The organism is Psychromonas sp. MME1, assembly GCF_041080865.1.
Lineage (GTDB): Bacteria > Pseudomonadota > Gammaproteobacteria > Enterobacterales > Psychromonadaceae > Psychromonas.
Map to the genome: position 1 here is coordinate 740,734 of NZ_CP160906.1, position 25,841 is coordinate 766,574.

A 25,841-nucleotide genomic window follows, 5' to 3' on the forward strand; every position below is an offset into this window, starting at 1 on the left:
TATAATCCGCCGCGGAATTGACTAAATCGTCGCTGCCGTTATCTTTACCGATAACGGGGGAGGAAAGTCCGGGCTTCAACAGGGCGGGGTGCCAGGTAACGCCTGGGTAGCGCGAGCTAACGACAAGTGCAGCAGAGAGAAGACCGCCTATAAATTTATTTGTAGGTAAGGGTGAAAGGGTGCGGTAAGAGCGCACCGGCCAACTAGTAATAGTTTGGTGCAAGGTAAACTCCACCCGAAGCAAGACCAAATAGGCTTCCTGAGGTATGGCCCATACTGGAAGCGGGTAGGTTGCTTGAGCCTGTGAGTGATTGCAGGCCTAGACGAATGACGATTCACGACAGAACCCGGCTTATCGGTCAATTCTATTATCTTCTACTCCCTTTGTTTTACAAAGGGGTGTAGAGATTCTTACTGCAGTTAACTAATCATCTACATTGTTTATTCAAATTAAAGTTGATAATTATTTATCACCTTCTATCGATCAGCCTGTTTTTAAAATAGAGCATCGCGTAAAGGTTAAATTCTATTATTACGAACTAACGCACGGCGGACGTTTTTACACATTTTGCCGAATTTTGCCAGTTCATTAAATGTAGGGGGAATATTACGATTAATTTGATGCTGCCAGTAGGTGAGTTCAGAATCCACTAACTCCATCAGTTTTTTGCTACAACCAACGCAACTGTTGTCAGGCCCACAGACAAAAGTATCCTCTTGATATAAGGGAAACTCATGTTTCACTGCATCAATTATCTGTTGCATGGCAGTTATTCTGTCTGGTTTTTTATTCACAAAAAATCGCTTTAGATGGGATTGCTATTAAATATTGCCGTTATTTTATACCATAATGCGCCTCAAAAAAGGAAAGAGTTTGCTCACTAAGCGAGATAAAATTTTGGCTCTTCCTGCTTTTATAGTAATCTTGAGGTTTATTCTCGTCAGCAATCAAAAAATATAATAATCAACAATAATGTTTACCATGAAAGTTGAACATCTACTAGATAATTGTTTTTTGTGGCAGAGTGGCTTATTGGTTAAATTTGAGGGGTAAATGATGAATATAGTTTGGGCAACAAGTGAGGCAGCACCGTATGCTAAAACGGGTGGATTAGCCGATGTCTCTTTTTCCTTGCCACATGCATTGGCTGAAGATGGCCATCATGTATCCGTTTTTATGCCCTATTACCCACAAGTTATGGCAGAACAATGTGCCGATACCGTGTGTGTGCATGAGCTTTTAGGCGTTCCTTTTGGTGATGAAAATGAGTTGTGGGGGAGTATCCGTCAGCATAAGCTTAGTGACAATTTATCCTTCTTTTTTATTGAATTCGATCGCTATTTTGACCGCCCTAAATTATATGATTGGGATGGACATGAATACTCTGATAATGCAGAACGTTTTATCTTTTTAAGCCGAGCTATTATGCAGGCGGTACTCGCATTAGATCTTAAAGTCGACGTTCTACATTGTAATGATTGGCATACGGCCTTGTGTAGTGTTTATCTAAAAAGCGGGTTATATGAATCCTATGATAATTTTAGTGAAACAAAGTCTGTTATGACTATTCATAATATTGGTTATCAAGGGGTATTTAATAAAGCGAATCTTTATTGGACTGGATTGGGTTGGGATTACTTTAATGTTAATTGCTTTGAGTTTTACGACCAGCTTAACCTATTAAAAGCAGGTGTACTAACAGCCGATATTGTAACAACCGTTAGTCCAACCTATGCTAAAGAAATTTTATCGGTTGATTATGGCTTTGGATTACAACGCTCTTTACAACATCGCGCCGTACAAGGAAAGTTGCGTGGAATTATTAATGGTATTGATGAGTTAGAGTGGAATCCTGAAACGGATAAATTAATTCCAGCTAATTTTTCACATAAAGATCTGCGTGGTAAAGCAATTTGTAAAGCGGAATTGCAAAAGGAATTTGGCTTGCCAATACGCCCTAATGTGCCTTTATATGGGATTGTATCAAGACTGGCTACACAAAAAGGGTTAGATGTCTTTATCGATTGTGTTGAGGAGATGCTCATAAATGATGATGTGCAATTTGTCATTATTGGCTCAGGAGATATAGCCCAAGAAGCAGCATTGCTTAACTATGCAAAAGCTTACCCGAATAAATTCGGCTGTTACATTGGTTATAACAACAAACGAGCTCATATGGTTGAAGCTGGCTCTGATTTCTTTGTAATGCCTTCAAGATATGAGCCCTGTGGACTTAATCAGATGTACAGCATGAAATACGGTACGCTACCAATTGTGAGATCAACAGGGGGATTGGAAGATACGGTGCGCAATTACTCACCGAAAAGAATCAATAAGTCCACTGGCTTTAAGTTTTATGACCTTCACACGGATTCACTCAGAACAACTATGAGATGGGCGGCTTCAATCTATCACAATGAGAAAACTGCATTTGCGAAAATGATCCAAAATGGCATGACCATCGATTTTTCATGGCATCATACCGCCGTTGAATATGAAGAGTTATATCGACACGCCAACAGTCGTTTCTGATTAATCGCCCCGTTATCCATTGCTTCTTTAATTCGCTGTGATTGGTAACGGGATATGCTCCTTGCAATTTTTTACTACCCCGTAACAAAATCATTCTCTTTATATTTATCGAACAATAATATTATTTAGCAAATATAATTTTCTTTACTGGACTTTATACCTATATTTGATTCTAATTCCTAGACGTCACTATGCTGGTGATATGGGTAAAGATTACAATTTAAGGACTATTAATGAATAATAAAACTTCCCTTGACGATGTTCGTGCTTGCTACAATGTGCGTCATTGGAGCCAAGGTTACTTTGGTATTAACGATGCTGGTAATGTTTATGTTGCCCCACGAAATAATCAACCAGAGATGTGTGTTGACCTTAGTACCGTCGTCGAAAAAATTCAGGATAAAGGTTTATCTTTACCTGTATTGGTGCGTTTCCCTCAAATTATTCATCAGCGTGTTAATGGCATCTGTGAAGCTTTTAATAATGCCATTCAAAAATATGATTATGCTGAAAAGTATTTACTGGTCTATCCAATCAAGGTTAATCAGCAACGCGAAGTTGTTAATGAAATTATTGCCAGTCAGTTCGACCAAGAAGAGAAGCAGCTCGGTTTAGAGGCGGGCAGTAAGGCTGAGTTATTGGCTGTATTGGCGTTAGCGGAAAAAGCTTCATCGGTGATTGTTTGTAATGGCTATAAAGACCGAGAGTATATTCGCCTTGCATTAATTGGTGAGAAACTTGGCCATAAGGTACATATTGTCTTAGAAAAAATGTCGGAGCTTAAATTAATTTTAAGTGAAGCTAAGGCGCTTAATGTTGAGCCTCGCTTAGGTATTCGCGTTCGTTTAGCTTCTCAAGGTAAGGGAAAATGGCAAGCAAGTGGCGGTGAAAAATCTAAATTTGGTTTATCTGCTTCACAGGTATTGTCTGTTGTTGATACGTTAAGCGCAGAAAATAAACTTGATACTCTACAATTAGTGCATTTTCACCTCGGTTCTCAGATAGCAAACATTCGAGATGTTCGCTTTGGGGTGAGTGAAGCCGCACGATTCTATTGTGAATTACGTAAACTCGGTGCGCAAGTTGCTTATATGGATGTCGGTGGTGGTTTGGCTGTTGATTATGACGGTACTCGCAGCCAATCATCTAATTCCATGAATTACAGTTTAGCTGAATATGCTAATAACATTGTTGGTACGATTGCTGATATCTGTTATACCTATCAGCAACCCGTCCCAGCCATTATCTCTGAATCAGGTCGCTCATTAACAGCGCATCATGCGGTATTAATTTCCAATGTAATTGGTGCTGAGTCTTATCAACCAGAAACATTGCTTCCTCCGAGCGACGATGAATCAGTGTTATTGCAAAATATGTGGGGATCATGGGAGCAATTAGATAAACGTAATGATGACCGTGCATTAATAGAAATTTACCACGATACACAAAATGACGTCGCCGAAGTGCACAGTCAATTTGCAACGGGTCTACTTAACTTGAGGCAACGTGCATGGGCAGAGCAGGTACATCTGCGAGTTTGTCATGAACTTAATAAATTAATGGATGAAAAAAATCGTTTCCATCGCCCTATTATTGATGATTTAAACGAAAAATTGGCTGATAAACTGTTTGTTAATTTCTCCTTATTTCAGTCATTGCCTGACGCATGGGGGATTGAGCAAATATTCCCAGTATTGCCTTTAAATGGATTAGATGATGCGGTACAAAACCGTGCCGTTTTACTTGATATTACCTGCGATTCTGATGGGGCTATTGACCATTATGTAGATGGGCAGGGTATTGAAAGCACGTTATTAATGCCTCGTTGGACAGAGGAGAAACCTTATCTAATGGGATTTTTCCTAGTGGGCGCGTATCAAGAAATTCTTGGCAATATGCATAACCTATTTGGTGATACTCACAGTGCGGTGGTGATGGTCAATGATGATGGTGAAATAGACGTGACCGAAATCGCCCACGGCAATATTGTCGAAGATATGCTCAATTATGTCAGCTTAGATTCTGAAGAATTTAAAGAAACCTATTCTCAATTAGTGAATAGTAAATTACCACCTGAAGAGCGTGAAGAGGTCTTTGATGAACTCATTTTAGGCCTGAAAGGTTATACCTATTTAGAAGATTATTAAGGAACAATAGATGAGTCAATTATTTCAGCAAGTGGATAATTCAATTTACTCCAATGCCATGACTTTTTTACGCTTGCCATTGGCGATGGATCCCGTCGCTGCGAATGCACAGCTAGCGGTATTAGGTTTACCCTTTGATTTAGCAACCACTGGGCGTTCTGGTGCGCGTATGGGGCCAACAGCGATTCGTCATGCCTCGATTAATTTGGCATGGGAAGGTTATCGTTATCCTTGGAAATTTAATTTGCTTGAGCAAATCAGTGCCATTGATGCGGGAGATTTAGTATACGATTGTGGTGATGCCGCACAATTTACAGATAAAGTAGAGAAGGCCGCCAATGAGATCCTCTCTTCCGATAAAGCGCTGTTAGCGCTCGGAGGGGACCATTTTGTTACTCTGCCTTTATTACGTGCGCACCATAAGAAATTCGGAAAAATGGCGCTGATTCATTTCGATGCACATACAGATACCTATGACAGTGGCAGCCGCTATGACCATGGCACCATGTTCTACCATGCGCCAAATGAAGGATTGATCGATCCCGACCATAGCGTGCAAATCGGTATTCGTACGTCATATAATCCGAATAATCACGCTTTTACCGTGATTGATGCGATGCAGGCTAATGACCTTAGTGTTGAGCAAATTTGCGATATTATTCGTACTAAAATTGGATCGCTCCCTGTTTATTTAACTTTTGATATCGACTGTTTAGATCCCGCCTATGCACCAGGTACTGGGACTCCCGTGTGTGGAGGATTAAGCACAGATAAAATATTAAAAGTGTTACGTGCTTTGCAGGGGATTAATATAGTGGGGATGGATGTCGTTGAAGTCTCGCCTGCCTATGATAGCAGTGAAATAACCGCATTAGCTGGTGCAACGATTGCCGTTGAACTGATGCATCTTTGGGCTGTTAATAATAAATAAGTGTATTCCCTTGCCATAGCAGATGTGACAACCATTTTGCTATGGTGAGGATCTAATACCAATTCCGGTAAGTATGTGATCTAGATTTTGCGCAGGAAAAACAGCTTAATTCAAGGCGTAATTTGACGTAAATGGTTATTCCCTTTGCGAAAATTACAACGCAGCAGTAAGTTGTTTTAACCAGTAAAATAGATCAGCTATTTATCGGAATTGGTATAAACAAGGAAGGAGATGCAGACGTGAACATAACGCTAAAAGTGGCCACTATTGACCATGTTGACGAGGTGCTTGCACTTCATTACAAATATCAAATAGATTCAATCTCTGAACATGACAAAGCAGATGGTTTTATTACAACCGCTTTTACTAAAGCACATTTAGTTGCGTTAATTGAAAAAGAGCAGGGGCTTTGTATAGCTATTGAGAATGAGCAAATCGTTGCCTATGCTATGTCCGCTTCTTGGGGATTTTGGCAACAATGGCCGATGTTTCAATATATGGTCGAAAATTTACATGATGTACCTTTCGAAGGGCAGAATTTAACAGTTGATAACTCCTATCAATATGGACCCATTTGTGTTGATAAACGTGTTCGTGGTCTGGGCGTTTTTGAAAAAATATTCACTTTTAGTCTGCAACATATGGCTAGTCGCTATCCAGTGATGGTTACCTTTATTAATAAAATAAATCCAAGATCTTATCACGCTCATACAGGTAAAACCGCATTACAGGTAATTGAAGAGTTTCAATTTAACAATAATCACTATTATAAATTAGCGTGTAAAACAGCTTAGCAACAAGCAAGGAGTGCTACTTGAAAGTTTGTTTTTCCCGTAGATACAAACCATTATTACTGCTTCTTATTGTTGTTTTGTCGTACGGCTGTAGTTCACCACAAACTCAGCCTCTCTCTGATATTCTCCTACCCCCTCAATTACAAAAGAACTATTTCATTGCTGATGATGGATACTATCTACCGTTGCATACCTATTGGCCTGATGGCCCTGCTCAGGGAATCGTCATTGCTTTGCATGGTTTTAATGATTACAGCAATGGCTTTACTAAGATGTGTGAATATTATGTCGCTCGCAATGTAGCTTGCTTTGCCTATGATCAACGTGGTTTTGGACAAACCGTAATGGCGGGTTTATGGCCAAAAGCTGGGCGATTACAGCAAGATTTAGCTGTTATTAGCAAGTTGTTAGCAAAGCAATACCCTGATTTACCTATTTATGTCGTTGGTGAAAGTATGGGCGGGGCGGTTATTCTCACTGCGATGGCGGATAACAGATTAATGTTATCACATTATCTGCAAGGGGTGGTTTTATTGGCGCCAGCTGTTTGGGCAAGAAGCACACAGCCATGGTATCAGAGATGGTCATTGTGGCTTGCTGTGCATACCTTTCCTGATTGGCAACCGACGGGCAAAGGTTTAGGTATTCAAGCCACCGATAATATTGCTGCGTTACGGGCGATGTCGAGTGATCAATGGGTGATAAAAAAGACCCGTATAGATGCGTTATATGGATTAACTAATTTAATGGATAACGCATTGTTAGCGGCTAAAAAGATCTCGATTAATAGTTTTATTGTCTATGGTAATCAGGATCAAGTGATACCGAAAAAGGCAATGTGCAGCATGTTAAATAATAGTAAATCAGCGCCAGCAAGAGTTGCTTTTAAGCTCTATTTAGAGGGGTATCATATGCTATCCCGTGATTTACAAGCTGAGAATCTATTTGCAGATAGCTATCAATGGATGTTTGCCTTACCGTTGTTGAATGAGCAACGGCAAGACAAACAGAATAGATCATCGGATATTATAACAATCGAATCCGATAAACCTATCAGCTATTGTGAGCCATAAACCGCTACTATATTTTTTGTATATATTTTAAACAGCCCGTCGACTTGTCACGTATCGTCGTATATTGGCCTTCATAAATACAGATAACTTTACCCTGTTCTTTATAGGTTTCCATATCGATACGAAGCAAGGTGAATTGCTCACTGAAAACAGGTGTAGAGCAAAACAATATCAATATTAATAAGCTTAATTTTTTCATTTTTACCTCTCCGTTTTCTCTTTGCTTGCAAAAAGATGCAATAGGGATAGCTATTGTGATTACTCTGCGTACCAGTAGCCGTTATTTACAAGCTCAGTAAATAGCGTTAGGGCACCATGATTTTCATGTAACAGATCGATAACTTCACTACCAATCTCATCTTGATCACAAAGATGATGGCCTAGCTCTTTAAAGCCCGTACAGTCAAAGTGCAATCCATTAATAAATAAAGAGGTTGCTGCTTGTTGAAAATAAACCGCACGTAATCCGCCTAAACGGATAAATTGTGCGCCATCTTCAAGGAGTTGTAATATCTCTTCATTTTCCAGTGCTGGTTCAACGGGGGCAATGTCAAGTTCATGTTTGGCTTCACTAATCATTTTGCCAAACCAAGGTATTAGCGCTTCGGGAGTTTGGCAGTTGGCGAGCATAACGCGATGTAACTCTCGCAGTTCTTGGGTTTCAATTTGCCCTGGTCTTTCGCGTAGCTGCATGACCCGATCCGTGTAACGTTCTGGTGTTGCATTATTATCTATATTGTAATCGGTAAAGCTACTTAATAGATCATTTTGATCTGGCGCGCGAAACCCAACGCTGTAGTTTAATGATGGTTCAATCGCGTAACCTTCGTGGGGGTAGCCACAGGGAATATAGAGGATGTCGCCTGGCTCAAGCTCAACATCTATGATCGCTGCAAAGCTCTCACAATGTTTGAGTGCGCCATGTGCCGCAAATTCATGCAATTCACTCTTTTCGCCAACGCGCCAATGGCGTTTACCTAACCCTTGAATAATAAATACATCATAATTGTCGATATGTGGGCCGACACCACCCTGTGGTGTAGAATAACTGATCATCAGGTCATCAATACGCCAATTTGGCAGAAAGCGAAAGCAGCGAACTAACCCTTGAGACTCGCCATGCCAGTGGTCAACGGCTTGAATTAATAAACTCGCGCCCTCATGTTCTAATTTCTCGAAGGTAGTAAAGGGGCCACATTCGGCTTGCCACTGCTCACCTTCTTTAAAAACAAGGCGACTTTCAATCTCTTCTTCCATCGCTAAGCCTGGCAATTTCATCGGGCATGATGGGATCAATAAAATCGCTAAATCCTTGTTTAATAACTGTTGGTTTTTTTTGCCAGTAGGTGTCGAGAAAATGGTTAATATCTAAATTAAGTTCAAACATGAAGGCCTCTTACAGTGATTAAATTGGGGGTGCTTGTTTTGATTATATACCCGTTAGCCGTGAAAAGGGATTACCGACATTAATCAAAATATAATAGAAGGGATAAGGGAAAATAAAAAGGCAGCCAATAGGCTGCCTTCAGTTGCACTGGTTTGCTCGGTTTAACCGACTAATTTTTCTACGAGTTCAGTCGCTTGACCAATGTAATTAGCTGGTGTCATCGCCTTAAGCTCCGCTTTCACCGCATCACTTAATTCAAGTGTATCAATGAATGCTGCCATACCAGGGCCATCAACACGTTTTCCGCGTGTTAGCTCTTTTAGTTTTTCGTAGGGTTTTTCAATACCGTAACGACGCATTACCGTCTGAATAGGCTCAGCGAGTACTTCCCAATTGGCATCCAAATCTTTAAGCATATTGGCTTCATTGGCTTCAAGTTTGCTGATCCCTTTTAGGCTTGCTTCATAAGCGATAACAGAATAACCGATAGCAACCCCTAAATTACGTAAAACCGTTGAGTCAGTTAAATCACGTTGCCAACGAGAAACAGGCAATTTTGCTGCGAGGTGATCAAAAATGGCATTCGCTAAACCTAAGTTACCTTCAGAGTTTTCAAAATCAATGGGGTTTACTTTATGTGGCATCGTTGATGAGCCAATTTCACCTGCAATGGTTTTTTGCTTAAAGTGGCCAAGACAGATGTATCCCCAGATATCACGGTCAAAGTCTAATAAAATAGTATTAAAACGGGCAATCGCATCAAACAACTCAGCAATGTAATCATGCGGTTCAATTTGTGTTGTGTAAGGGTTGAATGTTACGCCTAAGCTTGTCACAAATTGCTCAGAGAAAGCTTGCCAGTCAAGTTCAGGATAAGCGCTAAGATGTGCATTATAATTACCCACAGCGCCATTGGCTTTACCGAGCACTTCCGTTGCTTCGATTTGCTTAACTTGACGTTGTAGACGAGCGACCACGTTAGCCATCTCTTTACCTAGAGTGGTCGGTGAAGCGGGTTGACCATGTGTACGAGACATCATTGGCATCGCTTTATATTCAATAGCCTTCTCTTTAATCGCATTAACGATGCGTTGACAGTAAGGAAGAATAACCTCTTTTTTAGCCGTACCTAGCATTAATGCATGAGATAGGTTATTAATGTCTTCAGAAGTACATGCAAAATGGATGAATTCAGAAACGGCTTCTAATTCAGCAACACCGCTTACTTTTTCTTTTAAAAAATACTCAACAGCCTTAACATCGTGATTAGTTGTTGCTTCAATATCTTTAACGCGTTGAGCATCGGCTTCACAGAAACTTTCAACAATTGCATCAAGGTGTGCGTTTGCAGCATCTGAGAAAGCCGGAACTTCTGCGATACCATCTGTTTGTGCTAGTTTTTGTAACCAACGCACTTCAACTTGTACGCGGAATTTAATTAAACCAAATTCACTGAAAATATCGCGTAAAATTGCAGTTTTGCTACCGTAACGGCCATCCACTGGTGATACGGCAGTTAGTCCTGAAAGTTCCATTTGTTGCTCCTAAATTTTAGAGTAGGTTGTTTTAAAACTATGGGTGTTTAATCTTATTGAATATGCATTAAACACGGTGTAAATTTTGTTTGGTTTGATGAATCATGGCTTTACGAGAGAGTATCAGGTGTCTGCGTTTCCCACCAATTTGTCGCCATAATACCGTCGCGCGCACCCCTGCGAGCAAAAGAGCCCGAATTTTATGCTGTGTTACTTGTTGTTGCAAGCAACTTGGGTTGCCATTAACTTGAATTTTCGGGCCAAGGTTACTGATTAAGTCACGATAAATAGAGTCCAAATTGCTTAATACGCTACTGTCATCAATTTCAAAGTGGTTAAGTTGACGCTTAACTTGGTTAATACGTTCACTGAGTAAATTAAGAGTATTGCTGTTCGTTATTAATTTTTTTTCCAGTGCAATCATGCCCACAAGGTATTTAGTAACCTGCATATTGCGGCTGTTACTGGCATTATCTAGCTGTTCCAGCATGCATTTAAAGCCGACTTCTAATGATGAATAACCACCAAAAATATCTAATGGTGATTCCCCCTCGGTACGCATGATGGAGTGTAATGATGCATTAAATGCAACGGCGTCAGGGCATACACCTTTTGTGGCAATTTTATCCACTAAATAAGCCGCTTGGCACATCGCTGCAAAGGCGAGACTGCGAGATTCTAAATTATGAAATGGCATTATTTGACTTCTCTATTTTGTAAATGTTGTTCAATAATTGCGCCACCTAGGCACACATCACCTTGATAAAATACGGCCGATTGACCCGGGGTGACAGCTGCTTGTTGTTCATCAAAAATAACTTCGAGTGTATCGTCATCAATAGGCGTAACGGTACAAGCTATATCCTGTTGGCGATAACGGGTTTTCACCGTACAGGTAAATGGTTCTTTTTTAACGGTGCGATCTACCCAGTCACACTGTTTAGCAATTAGCCCATAGGAAAATAGCGCAGGATGGTGAGCACCTTGAGCCACTAATAGTTGATTTTTTTGCATATCTTTACCGACTACATACCAAGGATCTTCGCTGGAATTTTGTAAACCGCCGATACCAAGGCCTTTTCGTTGCCCAAGGGTATGATACATTAAACCCTGATGTTGGCCGATAACCTCGCCACTTGGGGTGACGATATCTCCCGGCTGTGCGGGTAAATATTCTTGTAAAAATTCAGTAAATTTACGCTCACCAATAAAACAGATACCGGTGCTATCTTTCTTATTGGCGGTGATTAAATCTTGCTCTTCAGCAATTCGGCGTACTTCTGGTTTCTCTAATTCACCAACGGGAAAAAGCGTTTTTGCTATCTGTTTTTCGCCCACGGCGTAAAGGAAATAGCTTTGATCTTTATTATTGTCTAGACCACGTAGTAGCTGTACATGACCATTTTCCTCACGGCGACGTACATAATGCCCAGTTGCAATATAATCGGCCCCTAAGTCTTCTGCGGCAAATTCTAAAAATGCTTTAAATTTAATCTCTTTATTACACATGATATCAGGGTTGGGAGTACGCCCCGCTTTATATTCAGCAAGAAAATGTTCAAAGACGTTATCCCAATATTCAGCAGCAAAGTTGATGGTGTGTAAAGTGATGCCTAATTTATCACAGACCGCTTGTGCATCTTGAAGGTCTTGGGCAGCCGCACAATACTCGTTGGTATCATCCTCTTCCCAGTTTTTCATAAATAGCCCTTCAACTTGGTATCCCTGTTGCTGTAATAAATACGCAGATACGGATGAATCAACACCGCCGGACATTCCGACGATCACTTTTATTTGGCTATTGTCTGTCATAAATTATTCTCCTACTGATTTGCGCTGGATTTTAACAGATATTGAGTAAAAATGCAGGGGGATATTGCAGCTAATATTCTTCGTTATAGGTTTAAGTAAAGCAGACACCTTGGTTGTGTCATTGCTATCTACTATTGATAACGGTTGATGAGTTATTTTCATTCGTTATCAATAATTTACGCCTTGAGCGCCCCTCCTGTGGTGTGATATATCCCATTGTTATTAAAAGAAAAAATGTGTTTGGTGGTGGAATGTAAATATAAAAAAAGTCAATTTGTTAATAAATTTACTAAATAGTTAAAACTATATTTTGTTATCTTCTTCTAATCCATGTATTCTTGCGCGCTTTTTAAGCGTAGTTGTTAACTCTGTTCATAGTAATCGATTAAGGTTGCTATTTGTTTTTAACTCAATTTTAAAATTAATATTTTGTTGGAAAGTGACCGCACTTTCTTAACTTTACCTTCTGTTTTAGTTATATATAGGATACACAAAATGCACAGTAAGCTGATCTTTGTACTTAATTGTGGTAGTTCTTCGTTAAAATTTGCGATTATCGATGCCGCAAGTGGCGATGAAAAATTATCGGGTCTGGCTGAATGCCTGCATTTAGATAATGCTAGCATTAAGTGGAAACTTGATGGCAACAAAGGCACCGCTGAACTTGGTGCGGGTGCTGCTCATGAAGAAGCATTAATTTACATTGTAGAGCACATTTTAACGCAAAAACCTGAGTTAAAAGAAAATCTTTTTGCAATCGGTCATCGCGTAGTACACGGTGGTGAAAAATTCACTAAATCAGCTCTCATTTGTGATCAAGTGATGAAAGGTATTGAAGAGTGTATTACGTTAGCACCATTACATAATCCTGCTCACCTTGTTGGTATTCGTGCAGCGCAACATGCTTTCCCTAGTTTGCCGAATGTGGCTGTATTCGATACGGCTTTCCATCAAACTATGCCGCAAGAGGCTTTCCTTTATGCCTTACCGTACTCTCTATATAAAGAGAATGGTATTCGTCGTTATGGTATGCACGGTACAAGTCATTACTATATCAGCTTGCAAGCAGCGGAAATATTAAATAAACCAGTTGAAGAGTTAAACATTATTAACTGTCATCTAGGTAATGGCGGTTCTGTTTGTGCGATAAAAAATGGTATTTCAGTTGATACCTCAATGGGTATGACGCCATTAGAAGGTTTAGTAATGGGGACGCGTTGTGGAGACCTTGATCCTGCGATTATTTTCCATTTATATGATCAATTAGGTTATAGTATGGCTGAGATTAACACCATGCTAACCAATAAATCAGGTTTATTAGGCATTACAGAAGTGACGAGTGATTGCCGTTATGTTGAAGATAACTACCAAACAGATGAAGCAGCGAAACGCGCAATGGATTTTTACTGTTACCGTTTAGCAAAATATATCGGTAGCTACGCAGCTGCTTTAGATGGTCGCCTAGATGCGGTTGTGTTTACGGGCGGCATTGGTGAAAATTCAGCGCCAATTCGTGATATTACATTATCTCGCTTAGGTCTATTAGGCTTTAAAGTGGATCAAGAGGCTAACCTTAAAAATCGTTTCGGTAATGAGGGTATTATCACCGAAGAAGGTAGTACGGTGGCTATGGTTATTGCAACAAACGAAGAGTGGGTAATTGCTCGCGATACGCTAGAATTAGCTAGCGCTTAATTTGTTCATAAGATAAGGAGGCTTTTGCCTCCTTATTTGTTAATCATTTAATAGATAGCATAACGTTTAATATTCGCCGTTAACTCGGCTTTATTTTCGTAAAATGACGCGACCATTTCTGCTATTTTTCTTAATACTTCTTTATCTTCACTGTGAATACAAAAGCTCAAGGTTTCTTTACCAAAGGTAATTTTACTGAGTAACTCAGGGCTCTTTTCCGTGAGCATATTAGTTAATACTAAGCCCCAATCTTCACCATCCCCTAAAAAATCATTTTCTTCAAATGTTGTCCATTTTAAGTCACTTAATGTAATGGTATGGTCTTTTTTCATGCTTGAAATTAAAAAAGGTTGATAAGCATTTGGCTGTTTCATTCTGTTTCTCTAAGGTGATTGACGTATAGTCATCCTACAGAAACCGTACAATTAAATTGCTGCTTAGTTCATACTTTGTATATAGAAATCAGTGCTACACGTTATATTTTACACGACTTTATATTGTCCATTAGCAATACCATCAATCGTCCAATGACCGATACGGTAGCGAATTAACCGTAACGTTGGAAAACCAATGTTAGCCGTCATGCGTCGAACCTGACGATTACGTCCTTCATTAATGGTAATACTTAGCCAAGTGGTGGGAATATTGGCTCGCTCTCGTATGGGGGGGATTCTATCCCAAATCAAAGGTGCAGCCATCAACGCAACTTGAGCTGGCAGTGTTAAACCATCTTTGAGCTCTACGCCATCGCGTAACTTCTGTAGGTCAGATTCCTCTGGCGCGCCTTCTACTTGTACCCAATAGGTTTTACTGGTTTTAGCATCGGGTTGAGTTATTTTTGCCTGTAGTTTGCCATCATTAGTCAGTAGTAATAAACCTTCACTGTCTCTATCGAGTCTTCCCGCAGCATAAACATCTTTAATATCAATGAAATCGGCTAAGGTTTTGCGGCTATTAGTGGTGCTACCTTGATCGGTAAATTGACTCAACACGTCAAAGGGTTTATTAAATAAGATTATTTTACGTGGTGCCGTGTTGACCTTCGTCGCTACCATATTTTTATTGGTTTTTTGTACCGGACGATTGAGCTTTTTTTTATGTGTAAAAGCCGTTTTTTTATGCGTAACCATCAACGTGATACCTTCGAAATTAAATAAGCGGTCGGAATTGTAGCAGAATTTTATCGCTAGGTTGCCGTTTCATGGTATCGAAAAAAGGTTTTTCACGTGGTTCAACAACAATATTGTGGAAATGCGGTTAATAAATGCCGCTAAGCGAGTTGTTAAATTGGATTATTGCAGAGTTTTAGTTATGATATGAGCTCATTTTTTGAATGGTAACATATTCATAACAATTTGAACGTGAACGTTTAGTTAAAAGTCTTAACTCTTGTTAAAGGAAATAATATGACAGATAAAACTGCAAAAATCATCTATACACAAACGGATGAAGCTCCAGCACTAGCAACTCACTCTTTATTACCCATTGTTAATGCTTTCACTAAAGCAGCTGGAATCGTGGTGGAAACACGTGATATTTCCGTTGCAGCACGTATTATTTCTCATTTTTCTGATTACCTTTCCGCAGAACAACAACTACCAGACAACTTAGCTGAGTTAGGTGATCTAGCGAAAACGCCAGAGGCAAATATTATTAAATTGCCTAATGTAAGTGCCTCTATTCCACAACTACAAGCGGCGATTAAAGAGTTACAAGCGCACGGTTATGCGTTACCTGACTATCCTGAAAATCCACAAACGGATGCTGAAATTGATATTAAAGGGCGTTATGCCAAGGTGTTAGGGAGTGCGGTAAATCCGGTTCTACGTGAGGGTAACTCAGATCGTCGAGTTGCCGATGCCGTTAAACAGTATGCCAAAGATAACCCTCATCGTATGGGCGCATGGTCAAAGGATTCAAAGTCGCACGTTGCTCACATGCAGCAGGGGGATTTTTACGGTAGCGAGCAATCGGTGATCTTAAACCAAGATGACGATGTTAAAATTGAATTCACTAGCGCATCGGGTGCGGTGACCGTATTAAAAGCGTCAACACCCGTATTAAAGGATGAAGTAATCGATTCATCGGTGATGAGTTGTGCAGCACTGCGTGCTTTTTATGAAGCACAAATGCAGGATGCAAAGGCCAATAACGTCATGTTATCACTGCACCTTAAAGCGACCATGATGAAAGTATCTGATCCTATTATGTTTGGTCATGCTGTTACCGTCTACTTTAAAGAAGTATTTGAAAAATATGCGCAATTATTTGCACAACTCGGTGTTGATGCGAGCAACGGACTTGGCGATGTTTACGCAAAAATAAAACAGCTCCCAGCAGCACAACAAGCGCAAATTGAACAGGATATTGCCGCTGTTTATGGTAAACGTCCAGGCTTGGCAATGGTTGACTCCGATAAAGGGATCACTAATTTACATGTACCAAGCGATGTAATTATTGATGCTTCTATGCCAGCGATGGTGCGCGCTTCTGGGCAAATGTGGAATGCACAGGGCAAATTAGAAGATACTAAAGCGCTGATCCCTGATCGCTGTTATGCAGGTATCTACCAAGAAACCATCGCATTTTGTCGTGAACACGGCGCCTTTGACCCAGCAACCATGGGCAACGTTTCTAACGTTGGATTGATGGCACAAAAAGCAGAAGAGTATGGTTCACACGATAAAACCTTCCAAATTAAAGAGTCGGGTGTTGTTAAAGTGAGCGATTCTGCGGGAAATATATTGATGGAGCATAATGTCGCTAGCGGTGATATTTGGCGTATGTGCCAAGCGAAGGATATTCCTATTCGTGACTGGGTACGTCTTGCTGTTAGTCGCTCTCGTGCAACGGGACAACCAGCTATTTTCTGGTTAGATGAAAATCGTGCCCATGACGCGAATTTGATCACTAAAGTTAAAACCTATCTGCAAGACCATGATACCAATGGCCTTGATATTCAAATTATGTCGCCTAATGATGCCATTAAATATACGCTTAAGCGCGTTAAAGCAGGTGACAATACTATCTCTGTAACGGGTAATGTATTACGTGATTATCTCACCGATCTTTTCCCAATATTAGAGTTAGGCACAAGTGCTAAAATGTTGTCTATCGTCCCGTTACTTGCTGGTGGTGGTCTATTTGAAACGGGTGCCGGTGGTAGTGCACCTAAGCATGTGCAACAGTTTGTTGAAGAAGGGCATTTGCGTTGGGACTCGCTAGGTGAATTCTTAGCCTTAGCCGTTTCTATTGAAGATATTGCACAAAAAACAGCAAACAGCAAAGCGGTTGTGCTTGCTAATGCGCTTAATGCGGCCAATGCTAAATTCCTCAAAGAGGATAAATCACCGTCACGCAAAGTGAAAGAACTGGACAACCGTGGTAGCCATTTCTACCTAGCTATGTATTGGGCTGAAGCGCTTGCGACACAAAATAATGATGCTCAGTTACAGGAAAAATTTACTCCACTTGCAAAAGCATTGATTGATAATGAAGCCGCGATTGTACAAGAGTTAAATGATGCACAGGGTTCGCGCATTGATTTGGGTGGGTATTTCCACACTGATCAGGCCAAAGTAGCCGCAGCGATGCGCCCAAGTAAAACATTAAATGCCGCACTAGCTGCCATTTAATAAATTTAATGATAAGAAAAAGGGCGCTTAATGCGCCCTTTTTTTGTTTTGTGCTGCATCCTTCCTCGCAATGGTATTATACCAATTCCATTAATTATGTGATCTAAATTTGGCGTAGGAAAAATGATTAAATTCAAGGCATAAGTTGAGGTAAATGGTTGCTCCCTTTACAAAACTTATAACGCAGAAGTTCGTTATTTTAACCAGCAAAATAGATCAGTTATTTAGTGGAATTGGTATTATTTAATGATAAAACCTTGTTGCTTAAGGAAGGGCAACATGTGTGGACGAGCTTCTTTTTGTAACATCGTTGCGATTTGCGCTGTCCAGTTCGTTGTTTTTTGCCCTGCACTGCGGGTTTGATAATATCTTTGTATCTGTTGATCATAAACAGCGAGTTCTGCCACATCGTTTGGGGCATCATAGCTTTCTTGTTTGAGAACAATCGATAACGGTAAACGAGGTTTTATTTCGTGATTTTGATCAGGATAACCTAAACATAACCCAAATACGGGATAGACCAGCTCAGGTAAGGCCAATAAATTTGTCACCTGCTCTATTTCATTACGTATTCCACCAATGTAGCAACTTCCCAACCCCAATGACTCAGCTGCAATGACCAGATTCTGTGCAAATAAAGCCGTATCAACGGAAGCCGTTAAAAATTGTTCCGTATAACCACTTTGCATCGTTTCACCGTGCATTTCACAGGCGAGTTGATGGCGATGCATATCGGCACAAAATACCAAAAAAACGGGCGCATTCGCAACATAAGGTTGGTTTCCTGCAAGCTCAGCGAGCTTATTGCGTTTCTCACCGGGCGCGATTTGAATAACCGTACAGGCTTGGATAAAGCTCGAAGTGGCGGCTGCTTGCCCCGCCTGAACCAGCGTTTCGACTGTTTTTTGTGGCACATTTTTTTCACTAAAGCGGCGAATTGAGCGGTGTGATTGTAGCAGTGAAATGATATCGTTCATGGTTTCTCCAAGTGATGAGTAAATTTTTCTAGAACATTAAAGGAGCCACTATCTCTCTCCCCAATGATAGCACCTCAATAAAAAGCAGCTATTATACCTTTGCACATAATATTGGTATGAATACCATTAACGCCGTTAAACCACTGTATTTATCACTTGAAGAGAAGGCGCTATGTAGGGGAGGAATAAATTAATATAACCAGAGGTTAAGCATTGTAACTAATGGTTTTTATTTTCAAAAATAAACGTTGATATGTTGTTGATTTAATAAGGAGAGAAACTACGCTTGAGCGATGATCCGCTAAAAATCACTCTACCCAGTGAGATTTTAGCGGCTATATAATTGGCCTATATTAATAAAGGTAAACATAGGCGCTACAACAGCTAGGCTATTTATTACAGTCGTGCAATGTGCAGAAGTTAAATACCTAACTCATCAAACAAATCTTGTTCACTTTTACTGATTTGCGGCTTTTCTTCATTAAATAGGGGGATTTCTTTTTTATTATTTCTCTCTTCTTCTAAAATTGAATCGGCGTCATAGGCTTCTTTCTCCTTAAAGGTGGAGAGTCTGATAAACTCAGTTTTATCCATCGCCAATTCAAGGTAGAAAATATTATTTCGAGCTGTGGTAAAAGTCACTCGTCTGGCCTGTGGACGATCAAGATTAGTATCGATAGAGAGTTGTACCTGTTTGTTAATGGTTAACATTTTCGGTTGATTTTGGGTGATCGATGTGTGCAGTTGATGACCAATAACAGAGGTAAAATCGCCGACGATTTGATTCATTAACTCCCCCATTACATCGCCAACTTCATCGGAAGTATGCGATTGTGCTAATTCATTTTCAGGAATCCCCATATGTCGCATATAGTTTTGGTATATTTCAATTGCAGCGTTGGCGGTAAAATTAATGATAACCAACCCAGAAAAGCCACCGTCAAATAGCACAAAACAGCCCAAATCAGGTTTTAAACAGGTTTTATTAATCTTTTGTACCATTGCGGAATAATTAATAGATTTATCGGTTGCCGTTGTTAGCACCGCTTTTACAGAATCACAAAGAACCAACAAAATATCATCGGTTGTTATTATTTTAGTTTTACTCATGACATTTCCTGTTAAAAATTAAATATCGAAGCAATAAATTGCTAAAGTGAAAGGCAAATTGCATCTTAAATGGAGGCACACTCTCACAAAAAAACGCACTTTAATACATTTTTCAATGAAATATTGAAGAATAATTAAATATTGTTAACTACATAGATATCTTATTAAAAAACAATTACTCATTCGACGTAATAGTGAACCCATAAATGGTTATATTTGCAGCGAATAATAGCACTGCACACAATATGGTAATAGGGGGTAGTCTCATGACAATTTCAGGTAAAATTTTTAAGTAATAGTTAGCGAACCGTTTGATAAAGTGATGATTAATAGATATTGTGATGATTATTTAAAATAAGATAAGTAGCGCGGTATATTGCGCTATCTCATTTATAAAGCGCTTATCTGCTATTCATAATTTGGAAATGTCGTGGAAATAATTAGAAGTAAAGAGTTCAAATCTGAACGCGCTTGGGGCGCAAAAGAGGTCGCAAATATGAATGGTATTACGACGCGTTTACATTGGACTAATCAGCCTTATAAATGGCATGTAAATGATGGTGAAGAAGTATTTGTTGTTTTAGATGGCGTTGTCGAAATGCTGTTTAAAGAAAATGGAATTGAGCGTTCATCAGTGCTAAAAACAGGTGATATATTTTACGCATCTACAGGAACAGAGCATGTTGCACACCCGCATGGAGAAGCCCGCATCTTAGTTGTAGAATCGCAAGGAAGCGTATAATAGAGGTATTACTTTTATAAAGTAAAAAATATGAGATAGGGGGCATCTCATTGCGTTTAAAAATGAGATATGTGGCGCTGGGTTTTACGTCACCGTGCAGGTTATATTTGTTAACATTCTAATTTGCTATATAAATTAGTGGGTTAGGGCATGATTTCAAAAAGGTGATAGGTGGCGTTTAGTTTTACGTCACCGTGCAGGTTATATTTGTTAACATGTTAATTTGCTATATAAATTAGTGGGTTAGGGCATGATTTCAAAAAGGTGATAGGTGGCAGTGTCATTCCTATCTCAAATCAAAGTTTTTACAAATAGTTAGCGAACTGATTGATTACATGATGATTAATAGATATTGTGATGATTATTTAAAATAAGATAAGTGGCGCGGTGCATTACATCATGATGCCACTTATAAAGCTGTTGAGGCTGTAGAATTTCTCCAAAAAGACCGTTTTTACGTTGTTTTTCATTTAATGAAAATTGTATAAAAAATGTACTTGCATGCGCTGATCGGCTGTGATCTAATAGTTATTATTCGCTCAGAGTGAAACGTCATGGCTAATTACAAACCAGACCTATCTTGTCAAAGTAAATTCATCCCGATTGACTTTGCACAGCAAATTCTCCCCGGTACATTTGAGTACGCACTTTCCCATATCGTTGATAAGCACCTTGATTTAAGCACCTTTGATGATTGGTACAATAATGACAATGGCGGTGCAGCTGCTTATCCACCTTCTGTTATGCTAAAAATCATCTTGTTCGGTTACTCTCGTGGCCTTGTTAGTAGTCGCCGTATCGCAGACGCGTGTGAGCGTAATATCACCTTCATGAGTTTATCGGGTGATGTACAGCCACATTACACGTCAATCGCCAACTTTATCTCCAAAATGAAAGATAAAATTGAGCCGCTTTTTACCCAAGTCTTAATGATATGCGATAAAGAAGGGTTGATAGGTCGTCACATGTTTGCGATTGATGGTTGCAAGATAAGCAGCAATACGAGTAAAGAGTGGAGTGGTACATTTGCAGAGCTTGAACGCAAACAACGCAAGTTGCAACGTGCTAGCCAACGCATTATTGCAAGACATCAGGCACAAGACGGTCTTAATGAAGATGAACGCCAACATGACCTAAAACAGAAACAAAAATTAGATGAAAGTGCCAATAAAATTAGTGCGTTCCTTGCGAGTAATAAAGAGAAAATAGGTAGTCGAAATAAACCAGTAAAAAGCAATATCACCGACCCAGATAGCGCCAAGATGACCACCAGTAAAGGGACGATTCAAGGTTATAACGGTATTGCTATCAATGATGATAAACACCAAATCATAGTGCAAGCGCAGGCATGGGGCTCGGTAGGTGAGCAGCAGACATTGAAGCCCGCGGTTAAGCAGTTGCAAGAACAACTTACGAAGCTAGGTACACCTGATACCTTCAAAGATGCCAAGTTCAGTGCTGACAGTGGTTTCCACAGTGAAGTGAACCTTGAGTTCATGGCCACGACAGGGTTAGATACTTATATAGCAGATACCGCATTTAGAAGCCGCAATCCTTTATTCCAAACCAGTCAAACCTATCAAACAGAACAAGAAAAACGGCGATTAAAACGCAGTAAAGGCAGAGCGCGACTATTTACTAGTCACGATTTTTACTTTGATGAAACGGTCTCAAGTTGCCGCTGCCCAGCAGGTAATGAAATGTGGTTAAGTGTTAAAAATGTTGAAACGGCAGGTCGGCAATACGTTCGTTTCTCAGGTTATTTAAAGGATTGCCGGGCCTGCGTACTACAAAAGCAATGCATGCGCAACGCGCCGACTAAACAAGGCAGACAAGTCCAGTTTGAAATCAATAAAAGCACCAAACCTATATCTTATAGCGATAAAATGCGGGTGAAAATAGACAGTAGCCCCGGACGGCGACAATACAGTAAACGGTTAGGTGCAATAGAGCCGGTATTTGGCAATATTACGGTCAATAAAGGGATGAATAAATTCACGCTGCGCGGGCAAGAGAAAGTGAATGCGCAATGGCAGATGTACTGTTTAGTGCATAATATTGAGAAGTTAAAAAACAGCCTGCATTAACCCAAGGGCGATGCCTTAACATCGAATACCCCCGCCTAATTAAGCCAATTCAGCGATATATCACTCAATTTAATCAGTCAGTTATTAAAAACAGAATATTTAATTGAATATCAAGAAATTATGAATTATTGTGTTTTTTATTTAAAATAATCAGGCTGAAAATGAGAAATTCTACAGCCTCGTTATGTAAAAAGGAGGGTGTGTGTCATTTAAACAAAAAGTACACCAATTGTTTGATGAAATGTCAGATGAGGTTCATGAATTTATAAAGTCTTCTGAGTCAGGTTTTAGTGAAGGCTGGGTTCCTGCTACTTTTATTAAAGATCAACTGGATCTAAAGAAGTCAGCATACCCTCAGGGCAATGATATTGATAACAAAACTGGGTGGTTGTTTGCAACAATTGCACGCCACTTACAAGATAAAGATAAGCTATTATATAAAAAGGTTGGAAGCCGGTCTTTTTATAAGACTGGTAGCTAAATTAGTGCATTTAGGCCGATAGGGGTAATAGGTGGAGGGGTTGAAATCCCTATGGCGGTTGTTGGCTCTGTAGTCTTTCTGTTGTTTTTGTTGCGTTACGTAAGTATTAGATTGATTCCTTCGGATCAAGACAGCACTAAGGAGGTGTCTATGGTTAAAACATTAAAAGCTCGTTCTCGTATTTTTTTAAGCTCAGTGGTTGAAAGTTTATGGGCTACAGGAGTCGGGCCCGTTGCAGGACACCTATCGACCTAAGTGCATTAATTACATAACAAAAAGTTGCACGCGGACTCCGGTAAGCTGTCACCTTTTTTGTTCCAAAAAATTCGCCAACTTACCTGCGCCGGTGAACTTGGCGTTAAATTTCGCTCCGCATTGTGAAATGTAGAAATTGTAAATGGGTTGGTTTGGTGTTTTACACGATCCAATCCTGAGCGAGTTTGCTAATTGGGTTTCTGAATCGTAGTTGGAAGTGGGGCAATATTTAGGTTGAGTTTGTGCTAAACGGGTTTGCTTAATTCACCTTGTTTTCCAATTTTATGATTTAAGTTTTGTTGTTGGTAGTTGGGCTACTTCGTTGATTTAAAACTATTTTAAATCAACGTTTTTTGTTTCAAGTTACAACAAAATCAAGCATTAAGTGTCTTGTAGGCGAATAGCAAACAAGTCGCTAAAAATTAACAAGGCAATTAAATCGGACGCATAACGGCTGTCGCGATTTTTGCTAAAAACAAAAGCAGCAAAAATAGCGCCAACCTACGCGCCGTTTATTGCAGCGTTAAATTTCGCTCTGCATTGTGAAATGTAGAAATTATAAATTGATTGGTTTGGTGTTTTACACGATCCAATCCTGAGCGAGTTTGCTAATTGGGTTTCTGAATAGTCGTTGGAAGTGGGGCAATATTTAGGTTGAGTTTGTGCTAAACGGGTTTGCTTAATTCACCTTATTTTCCAATTTTATGATTTACGTTTTGTTGTTGGTAGTTGGGCTACTTCGTTGATTTAAAATTGTTTTAAACCAACGTTTTTTGTTTCAAGTTACAACAAAATCAAGCATTAAGTGTCTTGTAGGCTAAGAGCAAACAAGTCGCTAAAAATTAACAAGGCAATTAAATCGGACGCATAACGGCTGTCGCGATTTTTGCTAAAAACAAAAAGCAGCAAAAACAGCGCCAACCTACGCGCCGTTTATTGCGGCGTTAAATTTCGCTCCGCATTGTGAAATGTAGAAATTGTAAATTGGTTGGTTTGGTGTTTTACACGATCCAATCCTGAGCGAGTTTGCTAATTGGCTTTTTGAATCGTAGTTGGAAGTGGGGCAATATTTAGGTTGAGTTTGTGCTAAACGGGTTTGCTTAATTCACCTTGTTTTCTAATTTTATGATTTAAGTTTTGTTGTTTGCAGTTGGGCTACTTTGGATAGTGTAGGACACCCACACCTTTTTGACTAAATTGAATATTGCACCTACTATATAAACAGTGTTTTTGTTTACAGTTGTGGAGTTTGGTATGACACAATCACGTGCTTCGTTAATTTCTCTTGTGGACACGCCTTATTATCATTGCATTTCTCGATGTGTTCGCCGTGCATTTTTGTGTGGCGAAGATAATTACAGCGGTAAAAACTATTCACATCGCCGGCAATGGATGGTCGATCGCATTCGGCAATTAAGTGATATCTTTGCCATTGATGTTTGCGCTTATTCGATTATGTCTAATCACTATCACCTTGTTTTACATGCTAATGAAGCCGAGATTAGCGCCTGCAGCGATGAAGAAGTTTGCCGACGTTGGTATCAACTTTATTCTGGCTCAGAAATAGTTTCTCGATGGCGTAAAGGGGAGCTGACTTGCGCAGGTCAAATAGAGGTGGCGCTTGAGATAATCAGCAAATGGCGTCATCGCCTGCTTGATATCTCTTGGTTCATGCGTGCGTTAAATGAATTTATTGCCCGCAAAGCGAACGCCGAAGATAACTGTAAAGGACGCTTTTGGGAAGGGCGCTTTAAGTCGCAAGCATTGCTTGATGAAAAAGCACTATTAACTTGTATGGCTTATGTTGATTTAAACCCCGTGCGGGCAAAAATGTCAGAGAGTGTGGAAACATCGGAATTTACGTCCATATTTGAGCGTATCCACAGTAAATGTAGTCACGATGAAGCGTTGCATTGCCATGATAACAGTAAACCCTTATTTGGTTTTGTAGCGGCAGAATGTGATGCGCCCCACGAAGGTATTCCCTATGCCTTGCTCGATTATTTAGAGCTTGTTGATTGGACTGGACGAGCGATTCGAGAGGATAAGCGCGGCGTGATTTCGAGCCAACTGCCAAGCTTATTAAGTACCCTTGGCTTAGAGAGTGATACCTGGTTGTCCTTAGCGGTGAGTTTTGGTAAAGATTACCATGGTGCAGTGGGCTCACTCGAAGAGCTTGCCTTGTTTGCCGAACACACTGGTCGCTGTTGGGTATCTGGGCAAAACAAACTAAGTTGTATGCTGCATTAACTCCCCCATCATTTATTTTTTATTAACTATTAACGCTTCGTTAAGGGTGTTTTATGCGTTGATTTTAATAAAATTTGATTAAACAGATTGAATTGAGTATCAAGTGCTGGAATTTAACTATTTCATTACAGCAAAGTGCGGATTAAGATTATTTTTAAAAAGAATGGCTATTAGATTTTTTATAAATGAAAAGTTATGGATGTCCTCGTTTGTGTCGTCGTTCAAAAGATATGGATGTCCTCGTTTGAGTCGGCTCGTTTGAGTCGTGAGCCAGTGCACACCTCCTAGCAAAACAAGCTAAATCTAATGTAAATATAACTAATGAAGTCTAAGCTAATATAGCAATAGAAATTATTGTTAAAAATCGCTATTGCTTTGCCAGTCGAATAAACAGCTA

General features: G+C 39.8%; 22 protein-coding genes and 1 other RNA gene. 12 read left to right on the forward strand and 11 right to left on the reverse strand.

The annotated features are described in order from the left end of the window. The first annotated feature begins 13 nt into the window (after nucleotides 1–13). Nucleotides 14–371: RNase P RNA component class A (rnpB, locus tag AB2N10_RS03570), an RNA gene on the forward strand. 148 nt (nucleotides 372–519) lie between these two features. On the opposite strand, the gene AB2N10_RS03575 is transcribed toward rnpB, so the two are convergent. After that, nucleotides 520–795 carry a hypothetical protein gene (locus AB2N10_RS03575; protein ID WP_354625188.1) on the reverse strand — a complete coding sequence of 92 codons (276 nt, stop codon included), beginning with the start codon at nucleotides 793–795 and terminating at the stop codon, nucleotides 520–522. Nucleotides 796–1,054: 259 nt separating this feature from the next. Between AB2N10_RS03575 and glgA the strand changes: the two genes are divergently transcribed. The 5 genes from glgA (at nucleotide 1,055) to AB2N10_RS03600 (ending at nucleotide 7,478) form a co-directional block, all read left to right on the forward strand. Further along, on the forward strand, nucleotides 1,055–2,533 hold the full coding sequence (gene glgA / locus AB2N10_RS03580; protein ID WP_354625189.1) for a glycogen synthase GlgA: 1,479 nt from the start codon (nucleotides 1,055–1,057) through the stop codon (nucleotides 2,531–2,533). 233 nt (nucleotides 2,534–2,766) lie between these two features. Beyond that, nucleotides 2,767–4,680: a biosynthetic arginine decarboxylase gene (speA, locus tag AB2N10_RS03585; protein WP_354625190.1), complete on the forward strand. Its 1,914-nt coding sequence runs from the start codon at nucleotides 2,767–2,769 to the stop codon at nucleotides 4,678–4,680. A gap of 10 nt (nucleotides 4,681–4,690) precedes the next feature. Next, entirely contained in the window at nucleotides 4,691–5,611 is a 921-nt protein-coding gene (gene speB / locus AB2N10_RS03590) for an agmatinase (protein ID WP_354625191.1), read from the forward strand. Between the two features lie 239 nt (nucleotides 5,612–5,850). After that, complete coding sequence (locus tag AB2N10_RS03595; RefSeq protein WP_354625192.1) at nucleotides 5,851–6,405, forward strand: GNAT family acetyltransferase; 555 nt, start codon at nucleotides 5,851–5,853, stop codon at nucleotides 6,403–6,405. Between the two features lie 20 nt (nucleotides 6,406–6,425). Then, nucleotides 6,426–7,478: an alpha/beta fold hydrolase gene (locus AB2N10_RS03600; RefSeq protein WP_354625193.1), complete on the forward strand. Its 1,053-nt coding sequence runs from the start codon at nucleotides 6,426–6,428 to the stop codon at nucleotides 7,476–7,478. Between the two features lie 7 nt (nucleotides 7,479–7,485). On the opposite strand, the gene AB2N10_RS03605 is transcribed toward AB2N10_RS03600, so the two are convergent. From AB2N10_RS03605 to mnmA, 6 genes are all read right to left on the reverse strand, one after another. Beyond that, the gene (locus tag AB2N10_RS03605; RefSeq protein WP_354625194.1) at nucleotides 7,486–7,677 is read right to left on the reverse strand and encodes a hypothetical protein; all 192 of its coding nucleotides are present in this window, start codon (nucleotides 7,675–7,677) and stop codon (nucleotides 7,486–7,488) included. 59 nt (nucleotides 7,678–7,736) lie between these two features. Then, nucleotides 7,737–8,735 carry a cupin domain-containing protein gene (locus AB2N10_RS03610; RefSeq protein WP_369434330.1) on the reverse strand — a complete coding sequence of 333 codons (999 nt, stop codon included), beginning with the start codon at nucleotides 8,733–8,735 and terminating at the stop codon, nucleotides 7,737–7,739. Next, complete coding sequence (locus AB2N10_RS03615; RefSeq protein ID WP_369434331.1) at nucleotides 8,719–8,865, reverse strand: hypothetical protein; 147 nt, start codon at nucleotides 8,863–8,865, stop codon at nucleotides 8,719–8,721. Before AB2N10_RS03615 ends, AB2N10_RS03610 begins: the two co-directional genes overlap by 17 nt. Nucleotides 8,866–9,026: 161 nt before the next feature. Then, nucleotides 9,027–10,400, reverse strand: a complete 1,374-nt coding sequence (purB, locus tag AB2N10_RS03620; RefSeq protein ID WP_354625197.1) for an adenylosuccinate lyase — start codon at nucleotides 10,398–10,400, stop codon at nucleotides 9,027–9,029. 67 nt (nucleotides 10,401–10,467) lie between these two features. Further along, nucleotides 10,468–11,097 carry a high frequency lysogenization protein HflD gene (gene hflD, locus AB2N10_RS03625; protein WP_354625198.1) on the reverse strand — a complete coding sequence of 210 codons (630 nt, stop codon included), beginning with the start codon at nucleotides 11,095–11,097 and terminating at the stop codon, nucleotides 10,468–10,470. Further along, nucleotides 11,097–12,212 (reverse strand): tRNA 2-thiouridine(34) synthase MnmA, encoded by a 1,116-nt coding sequence (gene mnmA, locus AB2N10_RS03630; RefSeq protein WP_354625199.1) that lies wholly within the window; start codon nucleotides 12,210–12,212, stop codon nucleotides 11,097–11,099. The genes hflD and mnmA overlap by 1 nt, the downstream gene beginning before the upstream one ends. Nucleotides 12,213–12,707: 495 nt before the next feature. On the opposite strand from mnmA, the gene AB2N10_RS03635 reads away from it, so the two are divergent. After that, nucleotides 12,708–13,907, forward strand: coding sequence for an acetate kinase (locus AB2N10_RS03635; protein WP_354625200.1), 1,200 nt, complete (start codon nucleotides 12,708–12,710; stop codon nucleotides 13,905–13,907). Between the two features lie 47 nt (nucleotides 13,908–13,954). Here the strand turns inward: AB2N10_RS03635 and AB2N10_RS03640 are convergent, their stop codons facing one another. Together AB2N10_RS03640 and AB2N10_RS03645 are read right to left on the reverse strand one after the other, a co-directional pair. Next, a complete protein-coding gene (locus AB2N10_RS03640) occupies nucleotides 13,955–14,281 on the reverse strand; it encodes an Imm51 family immunity protein (protein ID WP_354625201.1) in 327 nt (108 codons plus the stop codon). Between the two features lie 108 nt (nucleotides 14,282–14,389). Further along, nucleotides 14,390–14,962 carry a pseudouridine synthase gene (locus tag AB2N10_RS03645; protein ID WP_369434648.1) on the reverse strand — a complete coding sequence of 191 codons (573 nt, stop codon included), beginning with the start codon at nucleotides 14,960–14,962 and terminating at the stop codon, nucleotides 14,390–14,392. Nucleotides 14,963–15,313: 351 nt separating this feature from the next. Here AB2N10_RS03645 and AB2N10_RS03650 point away from each other — a divergent pair, with 351 nt between their 5' ends. Continuing rightward, nucleotides 15,314–17,542 carry an NADP-dependent isocitrate dehydrogenase gene (locus tag AB2N10_RS03650; protein WP_369434332.1) on the forward strand — a complete coding sequence of 743 codons (2,229 nt, stop codon included), beginning with the start codon at nucleotides 15,314–15,316 and terminating at the stop codon, nucleotides 17,540–17,542. A 239-nt stretch (nucleotides 17,543–17,781) separates the two neighbouring features. Here AB2N10_RS03650 and nfsA read toward each other — a convergent pair whose 3' ends face one another. Both nfsA and AB2N10_RS03660 read right to left on the reverse strand, forming a co-directional pair. Beyond that, nucleotides 17,782–18,519 (reverse strand): oxygen-insensitive NADPH nitroreductase, encoded by a 738-nt coding sequence (gene nfsA, locus AB2N10_RS03655; protein WP_354625203.1) that lies wholly within the window; start codon nucleotides 18,517–18,519, stop codon nucleotides 17,782–17,784. Between the two features lie 420 nt (nucleotides 18,520–18,939). After that, nucleotides 18,940–19,629 carry a DUF3334 family protein gene (locus tag AB2N10_RS03660; protein ID WP_354625204.1) on the reverse strand — a complete coding sequence of 230 codons (690 nt, stop codon included), beginning with the start codon at nucleotides 19,627–19,629 and terminating at the stop codon, nucleotides 18,940–18,942. A 430-nt stretch (nucleotides 19,630–20,059) separates the two neighbouring features. Between AB2N10_RS03660 and AB2N10_RS03665 the strand changes: the two genes are divergently transcribed. The 4 genes from AB2N10_RS03665 (at nucleotide 20,060) to AB2N10_RS03680 (ending at nucleotide 25,444) form a co-directional block, all read left to right on the forward strand. Further along, complete coding sequence (locus AB2N10_RS03665) at nucleotides 20,060–20,371, forward strand: cupin domain-containing protein (protein WP_354625205.1); 312 nt, start codon at nucleotides 20,060–20,062, stop codon at nucleotides 20,369–20,371. Nucleotides 20,372–20,925: 554 nt separating this feature from the next. After that, entirely contained in the window at nucleotides 20,926–22,458 is a 1,533-nt protein-coding gene (locus AB2N10_RS03670) for a transposase (RefSeq protein ID WP_369434333.1), read from the forward strand. Between the two features lie 202 nt (nucleotides 22,459–22,660). Continuing rightward, nucleotides 22,661–22,939 carry a hypothetical protein gene (locus AB2N10_RS03675; protein WP_369434334.1) on the forward strand — a complete coding sequence of 93 codons (279 nt, stop codon included), beginning with the start codon at nucleotides 22,661–22,663 and terminating at the stop codon, nucleotides 22,937–22,939. 1,509 nt (nucleotides 22,940–24,448) lie between these two features. Beyond that, nucleotides 24,449–25,444 (forward strand): transposase, encoded by a 996-nt coding sequence (locus AB2N10_RS03680; RefSeq protein ID WP_369434335.1) that lies wholly within the window; start codon nucleotides 24,449–24,451, stop codon nucleotides 25,442–25,444. Nucleotides 25,445–25,841 lie beyond the last annotated feature (397 nt).

What these genes read in the sequence shown, in the direction of transcription:
- AB2N10_RS03640 (WP_354625201.1), bottom strand. Translation starts at nt 14,281, where the DNA reads ATGAAACAGCCAAATGCTTATCAACCTTTTTTAATTTCAAGCATGAAA.
- AB2N10_RS03610 (WP_369434330.1), bottom strand. Translation starts at nt 8,735, where the DNA reads ATGGAAGAAGAGATTGAAAGTCGCCTTGTTTTTAAAGAAGGTGAGCAG.
- AB2N10_RS03615 (WP_369434331.1), bottom strand. Translation starts at nt 8,865, where the DNA reads ATGTTTGAACTTAATTTAGATATTAACCATTTTCTCGACACCTACTGG.
- AB2N10_RS03650 (WP_369434332.1), top strand. Translation starts at nt 15,314, where the DNA reads ATGACAGATAAAACTGCAAAAATCATCTATACACAAACGGATGAAGCT.
- mnmA (WP_354625199.1), bottom strand. Translation starts at nt 12,212, where the DNA reads ATGACAGACAATAGCCAAATAAAAGTGATCGTCGGAATGTCCGGCGGT.
- AB2N10_RS03635 (WP_354625200.1), top strand. Translation starts at nt 12,708, where the DNA reads ATGCACAGTAAGCTGATCTTTGTACTTAATTGTGGTAGTTCTTCGTTA.
- speA (WP_354625190.1), top strand. Translation starts at nt 2,767, where the DNA reads ATGAATAATAAAACTTCCCTTGACGATGTTCGTGCTTGCTACAATGTG.
- AB2N10_RS03645 (WP_369434648.1), bottom strand. Translation starts at nt 14,962, where the DNA reads ATGGTAGCGACGAAGGTCAACACGGCACCACGTAAAATAATCTTATTT.
- AB2N10_RS03605 (WP_354625194.1), bottom strand. Translation starts at nt 7,677, where the DNA reads ATGAAAAAATTAAGCTTATTAATATTGATATTGTTTTGCTCTACACCT.
- speB (WP_354625191.1), top strand. Translation starts at nt 4,691, where the DNA reads ATGAGTCAATTATTTCAGCAAGTGGATAATTCAATTTACTCCAATGCC.
- purB (WP_354625197.1), bottom strand. Translation starts at nt 10,400, where the DNA reads ATGGAACTTTCAGGACTAACTGCCGTATCACCAGTGGATGGCCGTTAC.
- AB2N10_RS03660 (WP_354625204.1), bottom strand. Translation starts at nt 19,629, where the DNA reads ATGAGTAAAACTAAAATAATAACAACCGATGATATTTTGTTGGTTCTT.
- hflD (WP_354625198.1), bottom strand. Translation starts at nt 11,097, where the DNA reads ATGCCATTTCATAATTTAGAATCTCGCAGTCTCGCCTTTGCAGCGATG.
- AB2N10_RS03680 (WP_369434335.1), top strand. Translation starts at nt 24,449, where the DNA reads ATGACACAATCACGTGCTTCGTTAATTTCTCTTGTGGACACGCCTTAT.
- nfsA (WP_354625203.1), bottom strand. Translation starts at nt 18,519, where the DNA reads ATGAACGATATCATTTCACTGCTACAATCACACCGCTCAATTCGCCGC.
- AB2N10_RS03670 (WP_369434333.1), top strand. Translation starts at nt 20,926, where the DNA reads ATGGCTAATTACAAACCAGACCTATCTTGTCAAAGTAAATTCATCCCG.
- glgA (WP_354625189.1), top strand. Translation starts at nt 1,055, where the DNA reads ATGATGAATATAGTTTGGGCAACAAGTGAGGCAGCACCGTATGCTAAA.